We start from the raw sequence: 16,270 nt of genomic DNA, 5'->3' as shown, positions 1-16,270 counted from the left end.
AAAGGGCGCGCATGATAGCGCCTCCGCCGCCCCCGGCACATTGCCGCAGCAGCGCTGATTAACTGGCAATTGCCAGGGAACTTCGTTGAACGGGCCATGCTCGAATGGGCCATGTCTGGGGCAACCCAGCCATCATAAATGTCCACAAGGAGTACCTATCGTGCAAAAGCCATTTACCTATGCCCTGCTGCTCGCGGCCGTTCTGGCCCTGGCAGCCTGTGAAGAAACTCCGGAAGACAAGATGAAATCGGCTCAGGAGTCCGTTTCGCAAGCAGCTGAATCCATGGGCGACGCGGCCGAAGATAGCGCTGAGGCGATCAAGCAGAAAGCGGATGAAGTGATGGGCTCGGAACCTACCACCGGTGAAAAAATTGAAGCGGCAGCGGATGACGCCGCCGACGCGATCAAAGAGGCCGGGGACGAACTCAAAGACAGCCTTGACGGCCAGTAACAACCCCGCAACACAGCAAGGCCCGAATTAAACGGGTCTTGCTGTGCCCTATAAGGCCGGAGCGAGCATCAGCAACAGGCTGCACAGCAAACCCAGCCCCCACACCAGGCTGCGCTGCCAGTGCATATCCGCCCAATAGAACAGCAGATACAGCACCCGCGAGATAACAAAAGTCACCGCTAGCACATCCACCAGCAGCCCATGAGTCTGGGTGACATGGGCCATCAGCACGCCGACGGCAAACAGCGGGAATGCCTCGAAACTGTTCAGATGGGCTGCCAAAGCCCGCGCCCCGAACCCCGTCAAGCGGGCTTGCTGGCTGCGCGGCTGATGATTGTCATAGGCCCCGCTCTCCTGCTGCATGGCTCTGGCCACTGGCGCCTTGGCCAGAAAAATCAACAACGCACTGATAAAGACGGACCAGAATGGCAAGCTCATTCGCGTTTTTCCTTGGCCGGCTCGGCCATCGTAGTCTGGGTATAGACCATCACTTCCAATACATCGGAATGGAACTCACGACGATAAAGCACCAACACCACGCCGGCGGTTACCACCATAAAAAACCAGGGATTGATAAACCATGAAAGAATCGCCATGCCGAAGTAATAGGCCCGCAAACCGTAGTTGAACTGGTTGGCCGCCATCGAGATCACCCGCGCCGTGCGTTCGGCGAAGGCCTTGCGTTCCTGTTCGGTAACATGCCGTTCGCCGGCCATCGGCGCCGAGCCAACCAGCACCGCCGCGAAGTTGTACTGACGCATGCACCAACTGAAGGTGAAGAAGGCATAGACGAACACCACCCCCAGGCTCAACAACTTGACCTCGGACATCTCGCGACTGGCCGCCTGCACGAAGGGCAAGTCCGCCAACAGCGATACCGCACGCTCGGAGGCGCCCAGGACGGTAAGGATACCGGCGAGGATGAGCAGGGTACTGGAGGCGAAAAACGAGGCGTTGCGCTCCAGGTTACCGATCACGCTGGCATCGGCGATGCGGTTCTCGCGCAGCAACATGCGGCGCATCCAGTCCTCGCGGTAAAGATGCAGCACACTGGCCAGACAGGGTGTGCTGCGCCCTTTGAACAGCGCGTAGCGATTGTATCCGGCCCAACAGATCACGAACCAGCAAACGGCTAGCAGGTGCGCCAGGTAATAGTCATCGATCGGCATGGGGACTCCTTGTTGGCCCGCGCCGATTATAGCCAGCCCTGGCCTGACACAGGCCAACAAAAAGGCCGCCTGTAGCGGCGGCCTCGGCGTCAGATCAGGGTCAAGCGGCTACTGCTCGCGGCCGGCCCAAGGTGCGATCGAACGCGGCCGCCAGCAACACGGCCAGCAACACGGGCAGCAACCAACCCAGACTCTGCTCGGCCAACGGGAGGTCGCTGAACACTGCCGGCAGCAAGTGGCTGAAGCCCGCCGCGGCGAAACCATCGGCCACTCCGAAAATCAGGGTCACCGTCATCACCGGGACGAACACCCGAGGCGACGACAACCACAGATTATCCAGCAGGTTCAATGCCACCAGCACGATAGCCAGCGGATAGAGCCCCACCAACACCGGCACCGAAATGCTGATCAACTGGGTCAACCCCTGATTGGCCACCAGCAGACTGAACAAACCGAACACCACCACCACCACTCGGTAGGACACCGGCAACAGGCTGCTGAAAAACTCGCCGCAGGCGGTCAGCAGGCCCACCGCGGTGGTCAGGCAGGCCAGGGTGATAACCACGGCCAGCAGCAGACTGCCGGCGGTGCCGAAGGTGTACTGGACATAGGCGGTGAGCACCTGCACGCCATTCTGCGCTTCACCGGCAATGCCCTGGCTGGTCGCCCCCAGATAGAACAGTGCCAGGTACACCAACGACAATCCAATGGCCGCAATCAGCCCGGCAATCACCGAATAACGGGTGATCAGCGCGCCGTCGGTCACGCCCCGATCGCGGATGGCCGTGGCAATCACGATGCCGAACACCAGCGCGCCCAGGGTGTCCATGGTCAGGTAGCCTTGCAGGAAGCCCTGGACGAAAGGCGCTGACTGATAGTCCGCGGCAACCAGGCCAATCTCGCCAGCAGGCATCAGCAATGCCGCACCACCCAGCACCAGGAGTGCCGCCAACAGCATCGGCGCAATGAATTTACCGATGCGATTGACCAACTGCCCCGGGTTAAGCGAGAGAAACAACACCGCCGCGAAATACGCCAGGGTGTAGATCAGCAGCGGCCGCTCCGAATTGCCGGTAAACGGTGCCGCTGCCATCTCGAACGACACCACCGCGGTTCGCGGCGTGGCGAACAGCGGGCCGATGGCCAGGTAGACCGTTACCGCGAACAGCACTCCGGCACGCATGCCCAAAGGCGCGGTGAGCAGCGCCATGCCGCCGCCGACACGGGCCAGGGCGACGATGGTGAGCAACGGCAAGCCGACACCGGTAAGCAGGAAACCCAACGCCGCCAGGCCAATACTCTCGCCCGCCGCCAGACCGGCACTGGGGGGGAAGATGATGTTGCCGGCGCCCAGAAACAGGGCGAAGGTCATGAAGCCAAGGGCCAGGAGATCCAGTTTTTTCAACACATTCATTGGCAGGGTAGTACCGAAGTAGAAATTCTTGAGAAGGTGCGGCGGCCCGTCGGCCGGGAGTCTGTCGAACTTGATCGTGCGTCGCGAGGGCAAGCCCGATTTGAGTCAGCTTGCATTGATCTTTATCGATCTTTCGCGGCGAATAACCGGCTACTTAACGAGAACGAGCAGCAAAAATAGCCCCCGCAACCAAAGGCTGTGGCTTTTGCGCAGTAGAACAGCGCTAACTCCGACAGACTCCTGGACAGCCACAATGGCCAAGCCACTCAGCCCCAAGGCTGGCGCCGGCACCTTAAAGCAATGGTTCGCAGCAAGCGACCGACGCCAGTCGCGGCGTCGAGCGAACGGCATTCGATGTCGCATTTATATAACTTGACCCGCAGCCGCTACCGCTCAGGCCCCAGGGCTGGAGTGCCGCACGGTTCGCGGGGCGCCACCCCGGCAGTCTCAGGTCTGGAACTGCTCGATCAGCCCGCTTAGCCGGCTCTCCAGTTCGGCGATGCTCTGCGCCGCGGCGCGGGTTTGCTCGACGGTGGCATAGGTGTCCTCGCTGATACCGTTGGCCCGCACCACGCCGCTGCCCACCTCCTCCGCCACCTTGGCCTGCTCGGCGGCTGCCGCGGCCATCTGCTGGATATTCTGGTCGATGGCATCCACCGCCGCGGTGATCCGTTGCAGCGCGGAGCTCGTCTGCTCGGCACTGTCACTGGCCAACTCCACCGCTTGCTGGCTATCGCCCATCATCTCGATGGAGGACTGACTGCGTGCTTGCAGCGCCTGGATGATCGCCTCGATCTCCTCGGTCGACGCCTGGGTGCGCTGGGCCAGATTGCGTACTTCGTCGGCCACCACGGCGAAGCCGCGCCCCTGCTCCCCGGCCCGCGCCGCCTCGATGGCGGCGTTGAGCGCCAGCAGGTTGGTCTGCTCGGCAATCGAGCGGATCACCGCCAGCACCGAGCCGATGCGTTCGCTGTCGGCACTGAGCGACTCGATCACCGCGGCCAGCCGGCCGACCTTGTCGGTCAGGCTGTGCATGGCCTGGCGATTGCCCTGCACCCGCGCCTGGCCGTCGTCGGCGGCCTGGCGCGTATCGCGCGACAACTGCTGGCCATGGCTGGCGCTCTGTGCCATCTGCTGAGCACTGGCGGCCATCTGGGTCATGGCCGAGGCGATCTGCGCACTCTCGTCGCGTTGCTGCTCGACGTCCTGGTGCGCCCGCTGCGCCGATGCCTGCAGATCCGCCCCGGCCCGCTCCAGGGTGTGCGAGGCTTGCGCCACCTGAGCCACGGTGCCGCGGATCTTCTCGACGAAGGTATTGAAGTTGCTGGCCAGTTGGCCGAGGTCGTCGCGGCCATGGACGGGCAGGCGCTTGGTCAGGTCGCCCTCGCCCTCGGCCATGTCCTGCAGCATCAGGTTGATCTGCCTGAGCGAACGCAGCAGCGCAGTCGCCACGCCATAGGCCACCAGCACGCCGAACAGCACCGCCGCCAGCACCAGGCCCCAGAGCACGCGGTTGACCCGCGATACGGTAGCGTCTGCGGCGCTGGCGGCGGCCCCCATCGATGCCATCAGGCTTTGCTGCAAACGGCTGGCCAGATCGGCGATCTGCGGGTCGACCTGGCTCATCTGAGTCAAGGTCGCGTTACGCGCGGCCACCAACTCGACGACCTGGGCCGCAGCAGCCTTATACAGCTCCAGGCTGGCCAGAGCCTGATTCAACTGGCCGCTCAGGCGTTCACTGCTGCTGCGGTCGCGCAGCACGCCGATCATGCTCTGGGCATTATCCAGCTCGCGGCCCAGAGCCTTGGCCTGCTCGGCCTGATTCTCTTGCAGGAACTGATACAGGTACTGGCTGCCGAGCAGCAAATGACGCATGCCAGCACTGGCATAGAACACCGCATCCAGGTTGAAGCTCATCTGCGCATCGCTGAGCACCGCCGACAAGACCTTCTCGATAGCCGGCCCATGCTCACCCAGCTCGCCACCGATCAGCGCCTGGCGCTGCTGGCTGAGTGGCACCAGCTGCTCACGAAACAGCCGGCTGTACTGGCCGCGCAACTTATCGATCTGCTCGAGCAAGCGGCTTTGCTCGCTGTCGTGCAAGCGCTCGCCGGCAAGCTGCAGGGCCTGCGCTAAACGTCGATCCAGCTCGCCGAACCGAGCCTCGGCGCCGGCCTCACCGCTGCGCGCATACTGGCTCACCGACAACTGCAAGCGCGCCATGCTGTCGGTGAGCTGGGCCACCTGATCCAGGCTCGGCCCCAGATCCAGGGTCACCACCTCGACCCGCTCGGCGATGCTGCGCAGCGACAAGGACGAGACCACGCCCAGCACGATCAGCAAGGTGCACAGCACCACTGGCACTATGACAATCTTGTAGGCAATCCGCAGATCGGCGAACCAACGCATAAGCAGGCTTCCTCTAACGGCAGAACGGACTGGGGACACACGCACACTCGATGCGGCTAGCCTGGTTATCGACTGCACCCGAGCAATGCTTGAGCCTATAGCGCTTGTTCGTTGGATTCTTAATGAACTGCGACCTGTTATGCCGTAAAAAAACAAAAGGCCACCCGAAGGTGGCCTCTTGTCGGTCAGGAGACGCCTCAGGCGTTCTTGACTTCCCAGCCGGTCAGCTCGGCCAGGGCCTTGCCGATGTCGGCCAGGGAACGCACGGTTTTCACACCGGCGTCCTGCAGCGCGGCGAACTTCTCGTCGGCAGTGCCTTTACCACCGGAGATGATGGCGCCGGCGTGGCCCATGCGCTTGCCTGGAGGGGCAGTCACACCGGCGATGTAGGACACCACCGGCTTGGTCACGTTGGCCTTGATGTAGGCAGCCGCTTCTTCCTCGGCCGAGCCGCCGATCTCGCCGATCATCACGATCGCCTCGGTCTTCGGGTCTTCCTGGAACAGCTTGAGGATGTCGATGAAGTTGGAGCCCGGGATCGGGTCGCCGCCGATGCCCACGCAGGTGGACTGGCCAAAGCCGGCGTCGGTGGTCTGCTTCACGGCTTCGTAAGTCAGGGTGCCGGAACGCGAGACGATGCCGACTTTGCCTGGCAGGTGGATGTGGCCCGGCATGATGCCGATCTTGCATTCGCCGGGAGTGATCACGCCCGGGCAGTTCGGGCCGATCAGGACCACGCCCAGCTCGTCGCACTTGACCTTGGCTTCGAGCATGTCGATGGTGGCGATGCCTTCGGTGATGCAGACGATCAGCTTGATGCCGCTCATGGCCGCTTCGAGGATCGAGTCCTTGCAGAACGGTGCCGGCACGTAGATCACGCTGGCGGTGGCGCCAGTCTGCTCGACGGCTTCACGCACGGTGTTGAACACCGGCAGGTTCAGGTGGGTGGTGCCGCCCTTGCCCGGGGTCACGCCGCCAACCATCTGGGTGCCGTAGGCGATGGCTTGTTCGGAGTGGAAGGTACCCTGCGAGCCGGTGAAGCCCTGGCAGATGACTTTGGTGTCTTTATTGATCAGGACGCTCATTACTTGCCCTCCGCAGCTTTGACGACTTGCTGAGCAGCGTCGGTCAGGCTGGTTGCCGCGATGATGTTCAAGCCGCTTTCAGCCAGTACTTTAGCGCCCAGGTCGGCGTTGTTGCCTTCGAGGCGAACCACGACCGGGATCTTCACGCCGACTTCCTTGACCGCGCCGATGATGCCTTCGGCAATCATGTCGCAACGCACGATGCCGCCGAAGATGTTCACCAGAACAGCTTTGACGTTGTCGTCGGAGAGGATGATCTTGAACGCTTCGGTCACCCGCTCTTTGGTCGCGCCGCCGCCTACGTCGAGGAAGTTGGCTGGCTGACCGCCGTGCAGGTTGACGATGTCCATGGTGCCCATGGCCAGGCCAGCACCGTTGACCATGCAGCCGATGTTGCCTTCCAGGGCCACGTAGTTCAGTTCGAACTTGGCGGCATGGGCTTCGCGCGGATCGTCCTGGGACGGATCGTGCATGGCGCGCAGCTTCGGCTGACGGTACAGGGCGTTGCTGTCGATGTTGATCTTGGCGTCCAGGCAATGCAGGTTGCCGTCGGCCTTGATCACCAGCGGGTTCACTTCCAGCAGGGCCAGGTCGTAGTCCTGGAACAGCTTGGCCAGGCCGACGAAGATGTGGGTGAACTGCTTGATCTGATCGCCTTGCAGGCCCAACTGGAACGCCAGTTCGCGGCCCTGGAACGGCTGTGCGCCGACCAGCGGATCGATAGTGGCTTTGAGGATTTTCTCAGGGGTATCGTGAGCGATCTTCTCGATGTCCACGCCGCCTTCGGTGGAGGCCATGAACACGATGCGACGGCTCGAACGATCGACTACTGCGCCCAGGTACAACTCCTTGGCGATGTCGGTGCAGGACTCGACCAGGATCTGGTTAACCGGCTGACCGTTGGCATCGGTCTGGTAAGTCACCAGACGCTTGCCCAGCCAGTTGGCGGCGAAGGCCTTGGCGTCTTCTTTGCTCTTGACCAGCTTCACGCCGCCCGCTTTACCGCGACCGCCGGCGTGCACTTGGGCTTTAACCACCCACTCAGTGCCGCCAATCTTGTCGCAGGCTGCTGCGGCTTCTTCCGGGGTGTTTACCGCGAAGCCCTTGGATACGGGCAGGCCGTATTCAGCGAACAGCTGCTTACCCTGATACTCATGGAGATTCATGCTTGTCTACCGTCTTCGTTAGGTATTGCGCATTCGATGCTGCACTTGTGATGCCGCACCACCTGTGACTGCCTTTGCCAGCAGTCCGCCGGGCATTCCGCGCTTGAGCCAGGCTCGGCACGGGCAACCCGCCGTGGTTCTTCTTGCAACGTCGCCGGCACCGGTGAATTGCAAACAACATCCGGTGCCAGGACTTACAAACGACTACTTAACGCTTCTTGCGGTTGGCGATGTGGATGGCATGGCCATTCACGGCCAGGGCCGCTTCGTGCAGCGCTTCGGACAGCGTCGGGTGGGAGAAGACCATCATTCCCAGATCCTCGGCGCTGGTGCCGAACTCCATACCGATGGCGCCCTGCTGAACCAGCTCGGCCGCGCTCGGGCCAATCACGTGAACACCCAGTACGCGGTCGGTGTTGGCGTCGGCGATGACCTTGACCATGCCACCGGTGTCGTTGGCCGCCATGGCGCGACCGCTGGCGGCGAACGGGAAGGTGCCGACCTTGACTTCGACGCCTTCGCCCTTGAGCTGTTGTTCGGTCTTACCGACCCAAGCGATTTCCGGGTGGGTGTAGATCACCGACGGGATCAGGTCGTAGTTCATCTGCGCTTTGTGCCCGGCGATGCGCTCGGCAACCATCACGCCCTCTTCCGAGGCCTTGTGCGCCAGCATCGCGCCGCGCACCACATCACCGATGGCGTAGACGCCCGGCACGCTGGTGGCGCACTGGTCGTTAACGAAGATGAAACCGCGCTCGTCCATGTCCACGCCGCTGTCGGCCGCCAGCAGGTCGGTGGTCACCGGACGACGGCCGACGGCCACGATCAGCTTGTCGAAGGTCAGCTGCTGCTCGCCTTCGGCGTCGGTGAAGCTGACGACAACCTGCTTCTTCTTCACTTCGGAACCGGTCACCCGCGCACCCAGGCGAATCTTCAGGCCCTGCTTGGTCAGGGTCTTCAGGGCTTCCTTGGCGATTTGCTCGTCGGCCGCCGGGAGGAACTTGTCCAGCGCTTCGATCACGGTGACTTCGGCGCCCAGACGCGACCATACCGAGCCCAGCTCCAGACCGATGACACCGGCGCCGATGACACCCAGGGTCTTGGGCACGCTCTGGAAATCCAGGGCGCCAGTGGAATCGACGATCACATCCTGATCGACCGGGGCCGGCGGAATGTCGATCGGCTTGGAGCCGGACGCGATGATCACGTTCGCAGCTTCAACAACCTGAGTGGTGCCGTCCTGCGCGGTCACTTCAACCTGCTTGCCAGCCAGCAGTTTGCCGTGGCCTTCCAGCAGGGTGACGCCATTGGCCTTGAACAGTGCCCTTACGCCACCGGTCAGGTTCTTCACGATAGTGTCCTTGCGACCGACCATTGCCGGCACATCCATGGTCACGCCTTTGGCGCTAATACCGTGGACAGCAAAACCTTCCTGGGCCTCGTGGTACTTCCAGGAGCTGTCCAGCAGCGCCTTGGACGGAATGCAACCGACGTTCAGGCAGGTACCACCGAGCGCGACCTTACCCTCTTTGTCCTGGTACTTCTCGATGCAGGCAGTCTTCAGACCGAGCTGAGCTGCTTTGATAGCCGCCACATAGCCGCCAGGGCCCGCACCGATGACTACCACGTCGAATTTCTGGGTCATAACGTATTCCTTCTCGAATAAACCGGACGGCCCTGTGTACAGGGCCGCCGTGGGAGAGACTGGCTTTTAGATGTCCAGCAACAGACGAGCCGGGTCTTCCAGCAAGTTTTTGATGGTTACCAGGAAGGTCACGGCTTCCTTACCATCGATCAGGCGGTGGTCGTAGGACAACGCCAGGTACATCATCGGACGGATAACCACCTGGCCGTTGATGGCCATCGGCCGCTGCAGGATATTGTGCATACCCAGGATGGCGGCTTGCGGCGGGTTGACGATCGGCGTCGACATCATCGAACCGAAGGTACCACCGTTGGTGATGGTGAACGTACCACCGGTCATATCGTCGATCGACAGCTTGCCGTCTTTGGCCTTCTTGCCGAAGGTCGCGATGCCGCTTTCGATTTCAGCCAGGCTCATCAGCTCGGCATTGCGCAGCACCGGCACCACCAGACCACGGTCGCTGGATACGGCAACGCCGATGTCGGAGTAGCCGTGGTAAACGATGTCGGTGCCGTCGATCGAGGCGTTAACCGCCGGGAAACGCTTCAGCGCTTCGGTGGCGGCTTTAACGAAGAACGACATGAAGCCCAGGCGCACGCCGTTGTGGGACTTCTCGAACAGATCCTTGTATTTCGAACGCAGGGCCATGACCTCGGTCATGTCGACTTCGTTGAAGGTGGTCAGCATCGCCATGTTCGACTGGGCTTCGACCAGACGCTCGGCAACCTTGGCCCGCAAGCGAGTCATCGGCACGCGCTTCTCGACGCGGTCGCCAGCGGCTAATACCGGGGCAGCGGCTGGGGCGGCAGGCTTGGCGACAGCTGCAACCGCCGGGGCATTCTTCTTGGCTTCAACCGCAGCGACCACATCTTCCTTGGTCACCCGACCGCCCTTGCCGGTACCGGCAACGCTGTTCGGGTCGATGCCATTCTCTTCGGCCAACTTACGCGCGGCCGGCGAGAGAATCTGCTCATCACCGGCAACACCCGGCGCAGCAGCGGCAACGGCAGGTGCGGCGGCTTGGGCGGCGGCAGCCGGAGCAGGAGCAGCAGCCCCCCCTTCGCTCAAGGTGCCCAGCAGTTCATTGCTGAGGACGGTGTCGCCTTCGTTCTTGACGATTTCAGCGAGGACGCCGTCGGCCTCGGCCAGCACTTCGATCACGACTTTATCGGTTTCGATGTCGACGATCAGTTCGTCGCGCTTGACCGCATCGCCCGGCTTCTTGTGCCAAGTGGCCACGGTGCCGTCGGCAACCGATTCCGGGAAAGTAGGGGCTTTGATCTCGATAGCCATTCTGTGTGGTTCCTTAAATTCGGTTTCTTCTACGAGGCGGCCTCATCAGGCCGCCTCTTGCGCAAGGGCGTTAAACGGTGAAGGCGTCTTGCAACAGTTTTTCCTGCTGTTCGGCGTGCATCGAGGCGTAACCGCAAGCCGGGGCAGCAGAGCCTTCGCGGCCGGCGTACTCGAGGAACAGCGTCTTCTTGTACGCAGTGGCGACGCGACGCATATGATGCTGACTGCAATACCAGGCACCCTGGTTCATCGGCTCTTCCTGACACCAGACGATGTGTTTGAGGTGCTTGTACGCGGCCAGAGCCTCGGTCAGGTCTTCTTCCGGGAACGGGTAAAGCTGCTCGATACGCACGATGGCGATATCTTCGCGAGCCTCGGCACGGCGCTTCTCCAGCAGGTCGTAGTAAACCTTGCCGCTGCACAGGATCACGCGCTCGACCTTCTTCGGATCGAGTGTATCGATCTCCGGAATCACGGTCTGGAACGAGCCTTCGGCCAGGTCTTCCAGGGTCGAAATGGCCAACTTGTGGCGCAGCAACGACTTCGGAGTCAGGGCGATCAGCGGCTTGCGCAACGGGCGGATCACCTGGCGACGCAACATATGGTAGACCTGCGCCGGAGTAGTCGGCACGCAAACCTGGATGTTGTGCTCGGCGCTCAGTTGCAGGAAGCGCTCGAGACGCGCGGAGGAGTGCTCCGGGCCCTGCCCTTCATAGCCATGCGGCAACAACATGGTCAGACCGCACAGGCGGCCCCACTTGTGCTCGCCACTGGTAATGAACTGGTCGATCACCACCTGGGCACCGTTGGCAAAGTCGCCGAACTGGGCTTCCCAGATGACCAAGGCATCCGGTTTGGTGGTGGCATAACCGTACTCGAACGCCAACGCCGCCTCTTCCGAAAGCAGCGAGTCGTACAGGTCGAAGCGCGGCTGGCCGCTGTACAGATGCTTGAGCGGTACGTGCGAACCCGGCTCCTTCTGGTTATGCAGCACCGCATGACGGTGCGAGAAGGTGCCACGGCCAATGTCCTGGCCGGTCATACGGATCGGGTGCCCCTCGAACAACAGGGTGGCGTAGGCCATGGTTTCGGCGTAGCCCCAGTTGATCGACAACGCACCGGCGCCCATCTTCTGGCGATCTTCGAGAATCTTCGCGACCTGGCGCTGAACCACGAAACCTTCCGGGATTTCCAGCAACTTGGCGGACAGATCCTGCAGGGTCTTGAGGTCGAAACGGGTGTCGTGACGCGCGGTCCAGGTATGGCCCAGGTACGGACGCCAGTCGACGAACAACTCCTTGTTCGGCTCCTTGACCAGACTCTTGACCACATGCTGGCCATTGTCCAGCGCGGTGCGATAGTCGTCGATCTTGATTTGCACATCGTCGGCCGAGTGGCGCACGGCCGCGGTCAGCGCGTCGGCATACAGCTCACGGGTGGTGCGCTGCTTGCTGATCTGCTGGTACATCATCGGCTGGGTGCCGCTCGGCTCATCGGCCTCGTTGTGGCCGCGGCGACGGTAACAAACCAGGTCGATCACCACATCGCGCTTGTATTGCATGCGATAGTCGACGGCCAGTTGGGTGACGAACAGCACCGCTTCCGGATCATCGCCATTGACGTGCAGGATCGGCGCCTGGATCATTTTCGCCACGTCGGTGCAGTACTCGGTGGAGCGCGAATCTTCCGGGTTACTGATGGTGAAGCCGACCTGATTGTTGATCACCACGTGGATCGTGCCACCCGTCTTGAAACCACGGGTTTGCGACATCTGGAAGGTTTCCATCACCACACCCTGACCGGCGAAGGCCGCGTCGCCGTGCAGGGAAACCGGCAGAACCTTGTCGCCGGTACTGTCGTTGCGGCGATCCTGACGGGCGCGCACCGAACCCTCGACCACTGGCGAAACGATCTCCAGGTGAGAGGGGTTGAACGCCATGGCCAGATGCACCTCGCCACCGGCGGTCATGACGTTGGAGGAAAAGCCCTGGTGATACTTGACGTCGCCGGAGCCGAGGGCGGCTTGCTTCTTGCCCTCGAACTCGTCGAACAGATCGCGCGGGTTCTTGCCGAACGTATTGACCAGCACGTTGAGGCGGCCACGGTGGGCCATGCCAATGACGACTTCCTTGGTGCCGTAGGAACCGGCGCGCTGGATCATTTCATCGAGCAGCGGAATCAGGCTCTCGCCGCCTTCCAGACCGAAACGCTTGGTGCCCGGGTATTTGGTACCCAGGTATTTTTCCAGACCCTCGGCCGCCGTCAGACGTTCCAGCAGGTGGCTCTGTACTTCTGTCGAAACGCTCGGACGCCCACGCACGCTTTCCAGACGCTGGGCAAACCAGTTGCGCTGTTCGGAATCGACGATGTGGGTGAACTCGGCACCGATGGTGCGGCAATAGGTCTGCTGCAAAGCATCGTGAATCTCGCGCAGAGTCGCCTCTTCCTTGCCGATGAACAGGCCGCCGGTACGGAAGGTGGTGTCCAGGTCGGCATCGGTCAGGCCATAGTGACGGATCGACAGATCGGCCGGGGCATGCCGTTGCCACAGACCCAGCGGATCGAGCTGAGCGGCCTGATGGCCACGCATGCGAAAAGCCTGGATCATGCGCAGGACTTCCACCTGCTTCTTTTCGTGCTCACTGCTCACGCTGCCGGCGGACACCGGCTGGGCACGACGCTGGTTTTTCGCCAGCAACACGAAGTGATCGCGAACCGTAGAATGCGATACATCAGTAGCAGCGCTGCCATCTGTCGGCAACTTCTGAAAGTAGGTGCGCCACTCTTCGGGCACAGCGTTGGGATCGTGCAGGTAAAGCTCATAGAGCTCTTCCACATAGGCAGCGTTACCACCGGATAGGTGGGCACTGTTCCACATGCGCTGCATCACGCTTTCTTGCATGCTTGGTCACCCTCGGTAAGGGGACACCACCGGCGAAGAAACCGTGCAGGCTTCCGAAGTCTTGAAGCAGCGACTTCGGTAAAGCCACCACGGATCCCGCAGATAGTCCGGGCACCAGCCCGGATGCCCCTGCTGGTCGTCATATTTTTCAAAATAAAAGCCACGGCTTTGTGAGCTGCGGCTCTGGCCAAACTGCGACGCGGGCGTCAACCCATGCGTCGCAGGTGTCACAGGTAGAGCATTTGGATCAGGTACCGCTTTGCAACAGCATGTTGCGTACGTGGCCGATCGCCTTGGTCGGATTGAGACCTTTAGGGCAAACATTCACGCAATTCATGATGCCGCGGCAACGGAATACGCTGAACGGATCGTCCAGTGCAGCCAGGCGCTCTTCGGTCTGGGTGTCGCGGCTGTCGGCCAGGAAACGATAGGCCTGCAGCAACGCAGCGGGACCGAGGAACTTGTCCGGGTTCCACCAGAACGACGGGCAACTGGTCGAACAGCACGCGCACAGGATGCACTCGTAGAGACCATCGAGCTTCTCGCGTTCTTCCGGGCTTTGCAGACGCTCGATCGCCGGCGCCGGCGTATCGTTCTGCAGATACGGCTGCACCTTCTCGTATTGCTTGTAGAAGATGCTCATATCGACGGCCAAGTCACGGATGACCGGCAAACCCGGCAAAGGACGAACCACCAGCTTGCCCCCCTTCACCACCGCCGACAGCGGAGTGATGCAGGCCAGGCCGTTCTTGCCATTGATATTCATACCGTCGGAACCGCACACGCCTTCACGGCAGGAACGACGGTAGGAGAAACCTTCGTCCTGTTCCTTGATCAGCGCCAGCACGTCGAGGACCATAATGTCCTTGCCGCCGGTGTCGACCTGGAAGTCCTGCATGAACGGCGCAGCATCCTGCTCCGGGTTGTAGCGATAAACACTGACTTGCAACATATCGGCCACCCTTAATAAGTCCGAACCATAGGTTCAAAGGTCGGAACTGTCTTCGGCGAGAAATTGACCGCGCGCTTGGCCACACGCTTTTCACCCGGGAAGTACAGGGAATGGCACAGCCAGTTTTCGTCATCGCGCTCTTCGAAGTCTTCACGGGCGTGAGCACCACGGGACTCCTTGCGCACTTCCGCGGCAATCGCGGTAGCCTCGGCCACTTCGAGCAAGTTCTGCAGCTCCAAGGCCTCGATACGCGCGGTGTTGAACGCCTGGCTCTTATCGGCGATCTTGACCGTGGCGATGCGCCCGCGCAGGTCGGCCAGCTGGGCAATGCCCTTCTGCATGTACTCGCCGGTGCGGAACACCCCGAAGTAGTTCTGCATGCACTGTTGCAGTTCTTTACGCAGCGGCGCGACGTCTTCGCCGGTGCTGCGCTGGTTGACCCCGGCCAGACGCGCGAGCGACTGTTCGACGTCGGTTTCGCTGGCGCCACGGACTTCCACGCCTTCTTTCAGCGCCTTTTCCAGATGGATGCCGGCCGCACGACCGAACACCACCAGATCCAGCAGCGAGTTGCCGCCCAGACGGTTGGCACCGTGTACCGATACGCACGCCACTTCGCCCACGGCGAACAGGCCATCGATGACCTTGTCGTTGCCGTTGGCATCCTGGGTAATGGCCTGGCCATGGATGTTGGTCGGCACGCCGCCCATCATGTAGTGGCAGGTCGGGATAACCGGCACCGGCGCGACCACAGGATCGACGTGGGCGAAGGTCTTGGACAACTCACAGATACCTGGTAGGCGGCTGTGCAGCACCTCCTCGCCCAGGTGATCGAGTTTCAGCAGCACATGATCGCCATCTGGGCCACAACCGTTGCCGGCGATGACTTCCTTGACCATGGAACGGGCGACCACGTCGCGGCCGGCCAAGTCTTTAGCGTTCGGCGCATAACGTTCCATAAAACGCTCGCCGTGCTTGTTGATCAGGTAACCGCCCTCGCCGCGGCAACCTTCGGTCACCAGCACGCCCGCGCCGGCAATGCCGGTCGGGTGGAACTGCCACATTTCGATGTCCTGCACCGGCACACCGGCACGCAGAGCCATACCCACGCCGTCGCCGGTATTGATCAGGGCATTGGTGGTGGAGGCATAGATCCGCCCGGCACCGCCAGTGGCCAGAACCACGGCCTTGGAACGGATATACACGGTTTCGCCGGTTTCGATGCAAATCGCGATCACACCGACAATCGCGCCGTCCTGGTTCTTCACCAGATCGACCGCGTACCACTCGTTAAGGAACGAGGTGCCAGCCTTGAGATTGGCCTGGTACAGGGTGTGCAGCAGCGCATGACCGGTACGGTCGGCGGCGGCGCAGGTACGCGCGGCCTGGCCACCCTTACCGAAGTCCTTGGATTGGCCACCGAACGGACGCTGGTAGATGCGACCTTGTTCGGTACGCGAGAACGGCAGCCCCATGTGCTCCAGTTCGAACACGGCTTCCGGGCCTACCGAACACATGTATTCGATAGCGTCCTGGTCGCCGATGTAGTCGGAACCCTTGACGGTGTCGTACATGTGCCAGCGCCAATCGTCGTTCGGATCGGCCGAGGCGATGGCGCAGGTGATGCCACCCTGAGCGGAAACGGTGTGCGAACGGGTCGGAAACACCTTGGTGACTACAGCGGTCTTGTGGCCGCCCTGAGCCAACTGCAGTGCCGCGCGCATCCCCGCGCCGCCGCCGCCAACGATGATGGCGTCATAAGAAAGAGTACGAATAGTCATGAA

At 61.7% G+C, this 16,270-nt stretch carries 12 protein-coding genes and 1 pseudogene; 1 reads left to right on the top strand and 12 read right to left on the bottom strand.

Annotated elements, in window-relative coordinates:
• Positions 1 to 160: 160 nt before the first annotated feature.
• The gene (locus P8H27_RS13340) at positions 161 to 451 is read left to right on the top strand and encodes a hypothetical protein (RefSeq protein ID WP_289638060.1); all 291 of its coding nucleotides are present in this window, start codon (positions 161 to 163) and stop codon (positions 449 to 451) included.
• A 48-nt stretch (positions 452 to 499) separates the two neighbouring features.
• Here P8H27_RS13340 and P8H27_RS13335 read toward each other — a convergent pair whose 3' ends face one another.
• From P8H27_RS13335 to sdhA, 12 genes and pseudogenes are all read right to left on the bottom strand, one after another.
• Complete coding sequence (locus P8H27_RS13335; protein ID WP_289638059.1) at positions 500 to 889, bottom strand: MAPEG family protein; 390 nt, start codon at positions 887 to 889, stop codon at positions 500 to 502.
• Complete coding sequence (locus P8H27_RS13330; RefSeq protein ID WP_289638058.1) at positions 886 to 1,620, bottom strand: DUF599 domain-containing protein; 735 nt, start codon at positions 1,618 to 1,620, stop codon at positions 886 to 888. The genes P8H27_RS13335 and P8H27_RS13330 overlap by 4 nt, the downstream gene beginning before the upstream one ends.
• 100 nt (positions 1,621 to 1,720) lie before the next feature.
• Positions 1,721 to 3,034, bottom strand: a complete 1,314-nt coding sequence (gene brnQ, locus P8H27_RS13325) for a branched-chain amino acid transport system II carrier protein (RefSeq protein WP_289638057.1) — start codon at positions 3,032 to 3,034, stop codon at positions 1,721 to 1,723.
• 447 nt (positions 3,035 to 3,481) lie between these two features.
• Complete coding sequence (locus tag P8H27_RS20710) at positions 3,482 to 4,312, bottom strand: methyl-accepting chemotaxis protein (protein ID WP_374761354.1); 831 nt, start codon at positions 4,310 to 4,312, stop codon at positions 3,482 to 3,484.
• A gap of 27 nt (positions 4,313 to 4,339) precedes the next feature.
• Positions 4,340 to 4,594 (bottom strand): annotated as a pseudogene (locus P8H27_RS20705) (HAMP domain-containing protein); the annotation flags it as partial.
• Between the two features lie 1,046 nt (positions 4,595 to 5,640).
• Positions 5,641 to 6,528, bottom strand: a complete 888-nt coding sequence (gene sucD / locus P8H27_RS13315; RefSeq protein ID WP_289638055.1) for a succinate--CoA ligase subunit alpha — start codon at positions 6,526 to 6,528, stop codon at positions 5,641 to 5,643.
• Positions 6,528 to 7,694, bottom strand: coding sequence for an ADP-forming succinate--CoA ligase subunit beta (gene sucC, locus P8H27_RS13310; RefSeq protein ID WP_289638054.1), 1,167 nt, complete (start codon positions 7,692 to 7,694; stop codon positions 6,528 to 6,530). Before sucC ends, sucD begins: the two co-directional genes overlap by 1 nt.
• Before the next feature lie 208 nt (positions 7,695 to 7,902).
• A complete protein-coding gene (lpdA, locus tag P8H27_RS13305; RefSeq protein ID WP_289638053.1) occupies positions 7,903 to 9,339 on the bottom strand; it encodes a dihydrolipoyl dehydrogenase in 1,437 nt (478 codons plus the stop codon).
• Between the two features lie 66 nt (positions 9,340 to 9,405).
• Positions 9,406 to 10,632, bottom strand: a complete 1,227-nt coding sequence (odhB, locus tag P8H27_RS13300) for a 2-oxoglutarate dehydrogenase complex dihydrolipoyllysine-residue succinyltransferase (protein WP_289638052.1) — start codon at positions 10,630 to 10,632, stop codon at positions 9,406 to 9,408.
• A gap of 70 nt (positions 10,633 to 10,702) precedes the next feature.
• Entirely contained in the window at positions 10,703 to 13,534 is a 2,832-nt protein-coding gene (locus P8H27_RS13295; RefSeq protein ID WP_289638051.1) for a 2-oxoglutarate dehydrogenase E1 component, read from the bottom strand.
• A gap of 247 nt (positions 13,535 to 13,781) precedes the next feature.
• Positions 13,782 to 14,486 carry a succinate dehydrogenase iron-sulfur subunit gene (locus P8H27_RS13290; RefSeq protein WP_289638050.1) on the bottom strand — a complete coding sequence of 235 codons (705 nt, stop codon included), beginning with the start codon at positions 14,484 to 14,486 and terminating at the stop codon, positions 13,782 to 13,784.
• Positions 14,487 to 14,497: 11 nt separating this feature from the next.
• Positions 14,498 to 16,267, bottom strand: a complete 1,770-nt coding sequence (gene sdhA / locus P8H27_RS13285) for a succinate dehydrogenase flavoprotein subunit (protein ID WP_289638049.1) — start codon at positions 16,265 to 16,267, stop codon at positions 14,498 to 14,500.
• Positions 16,268 to 16,270: the final 3 nt, after the last annotated feature.

This window comes from Pseudomonas sp. sp1636, from assembly GCF_030376615.1.
Classification (GTDB): domain Bacteria; phylum Pseudomonadota; class Gammaproteobacteria; order Pseudomonadales; family Pseudomonadaceae; genus Aquipseudomonas.
The sequence above is the reverse complement of the archived record's forward strand: the minus strand, read 5'-3'. Positions and strand labels throughout refer to the sequence as shown.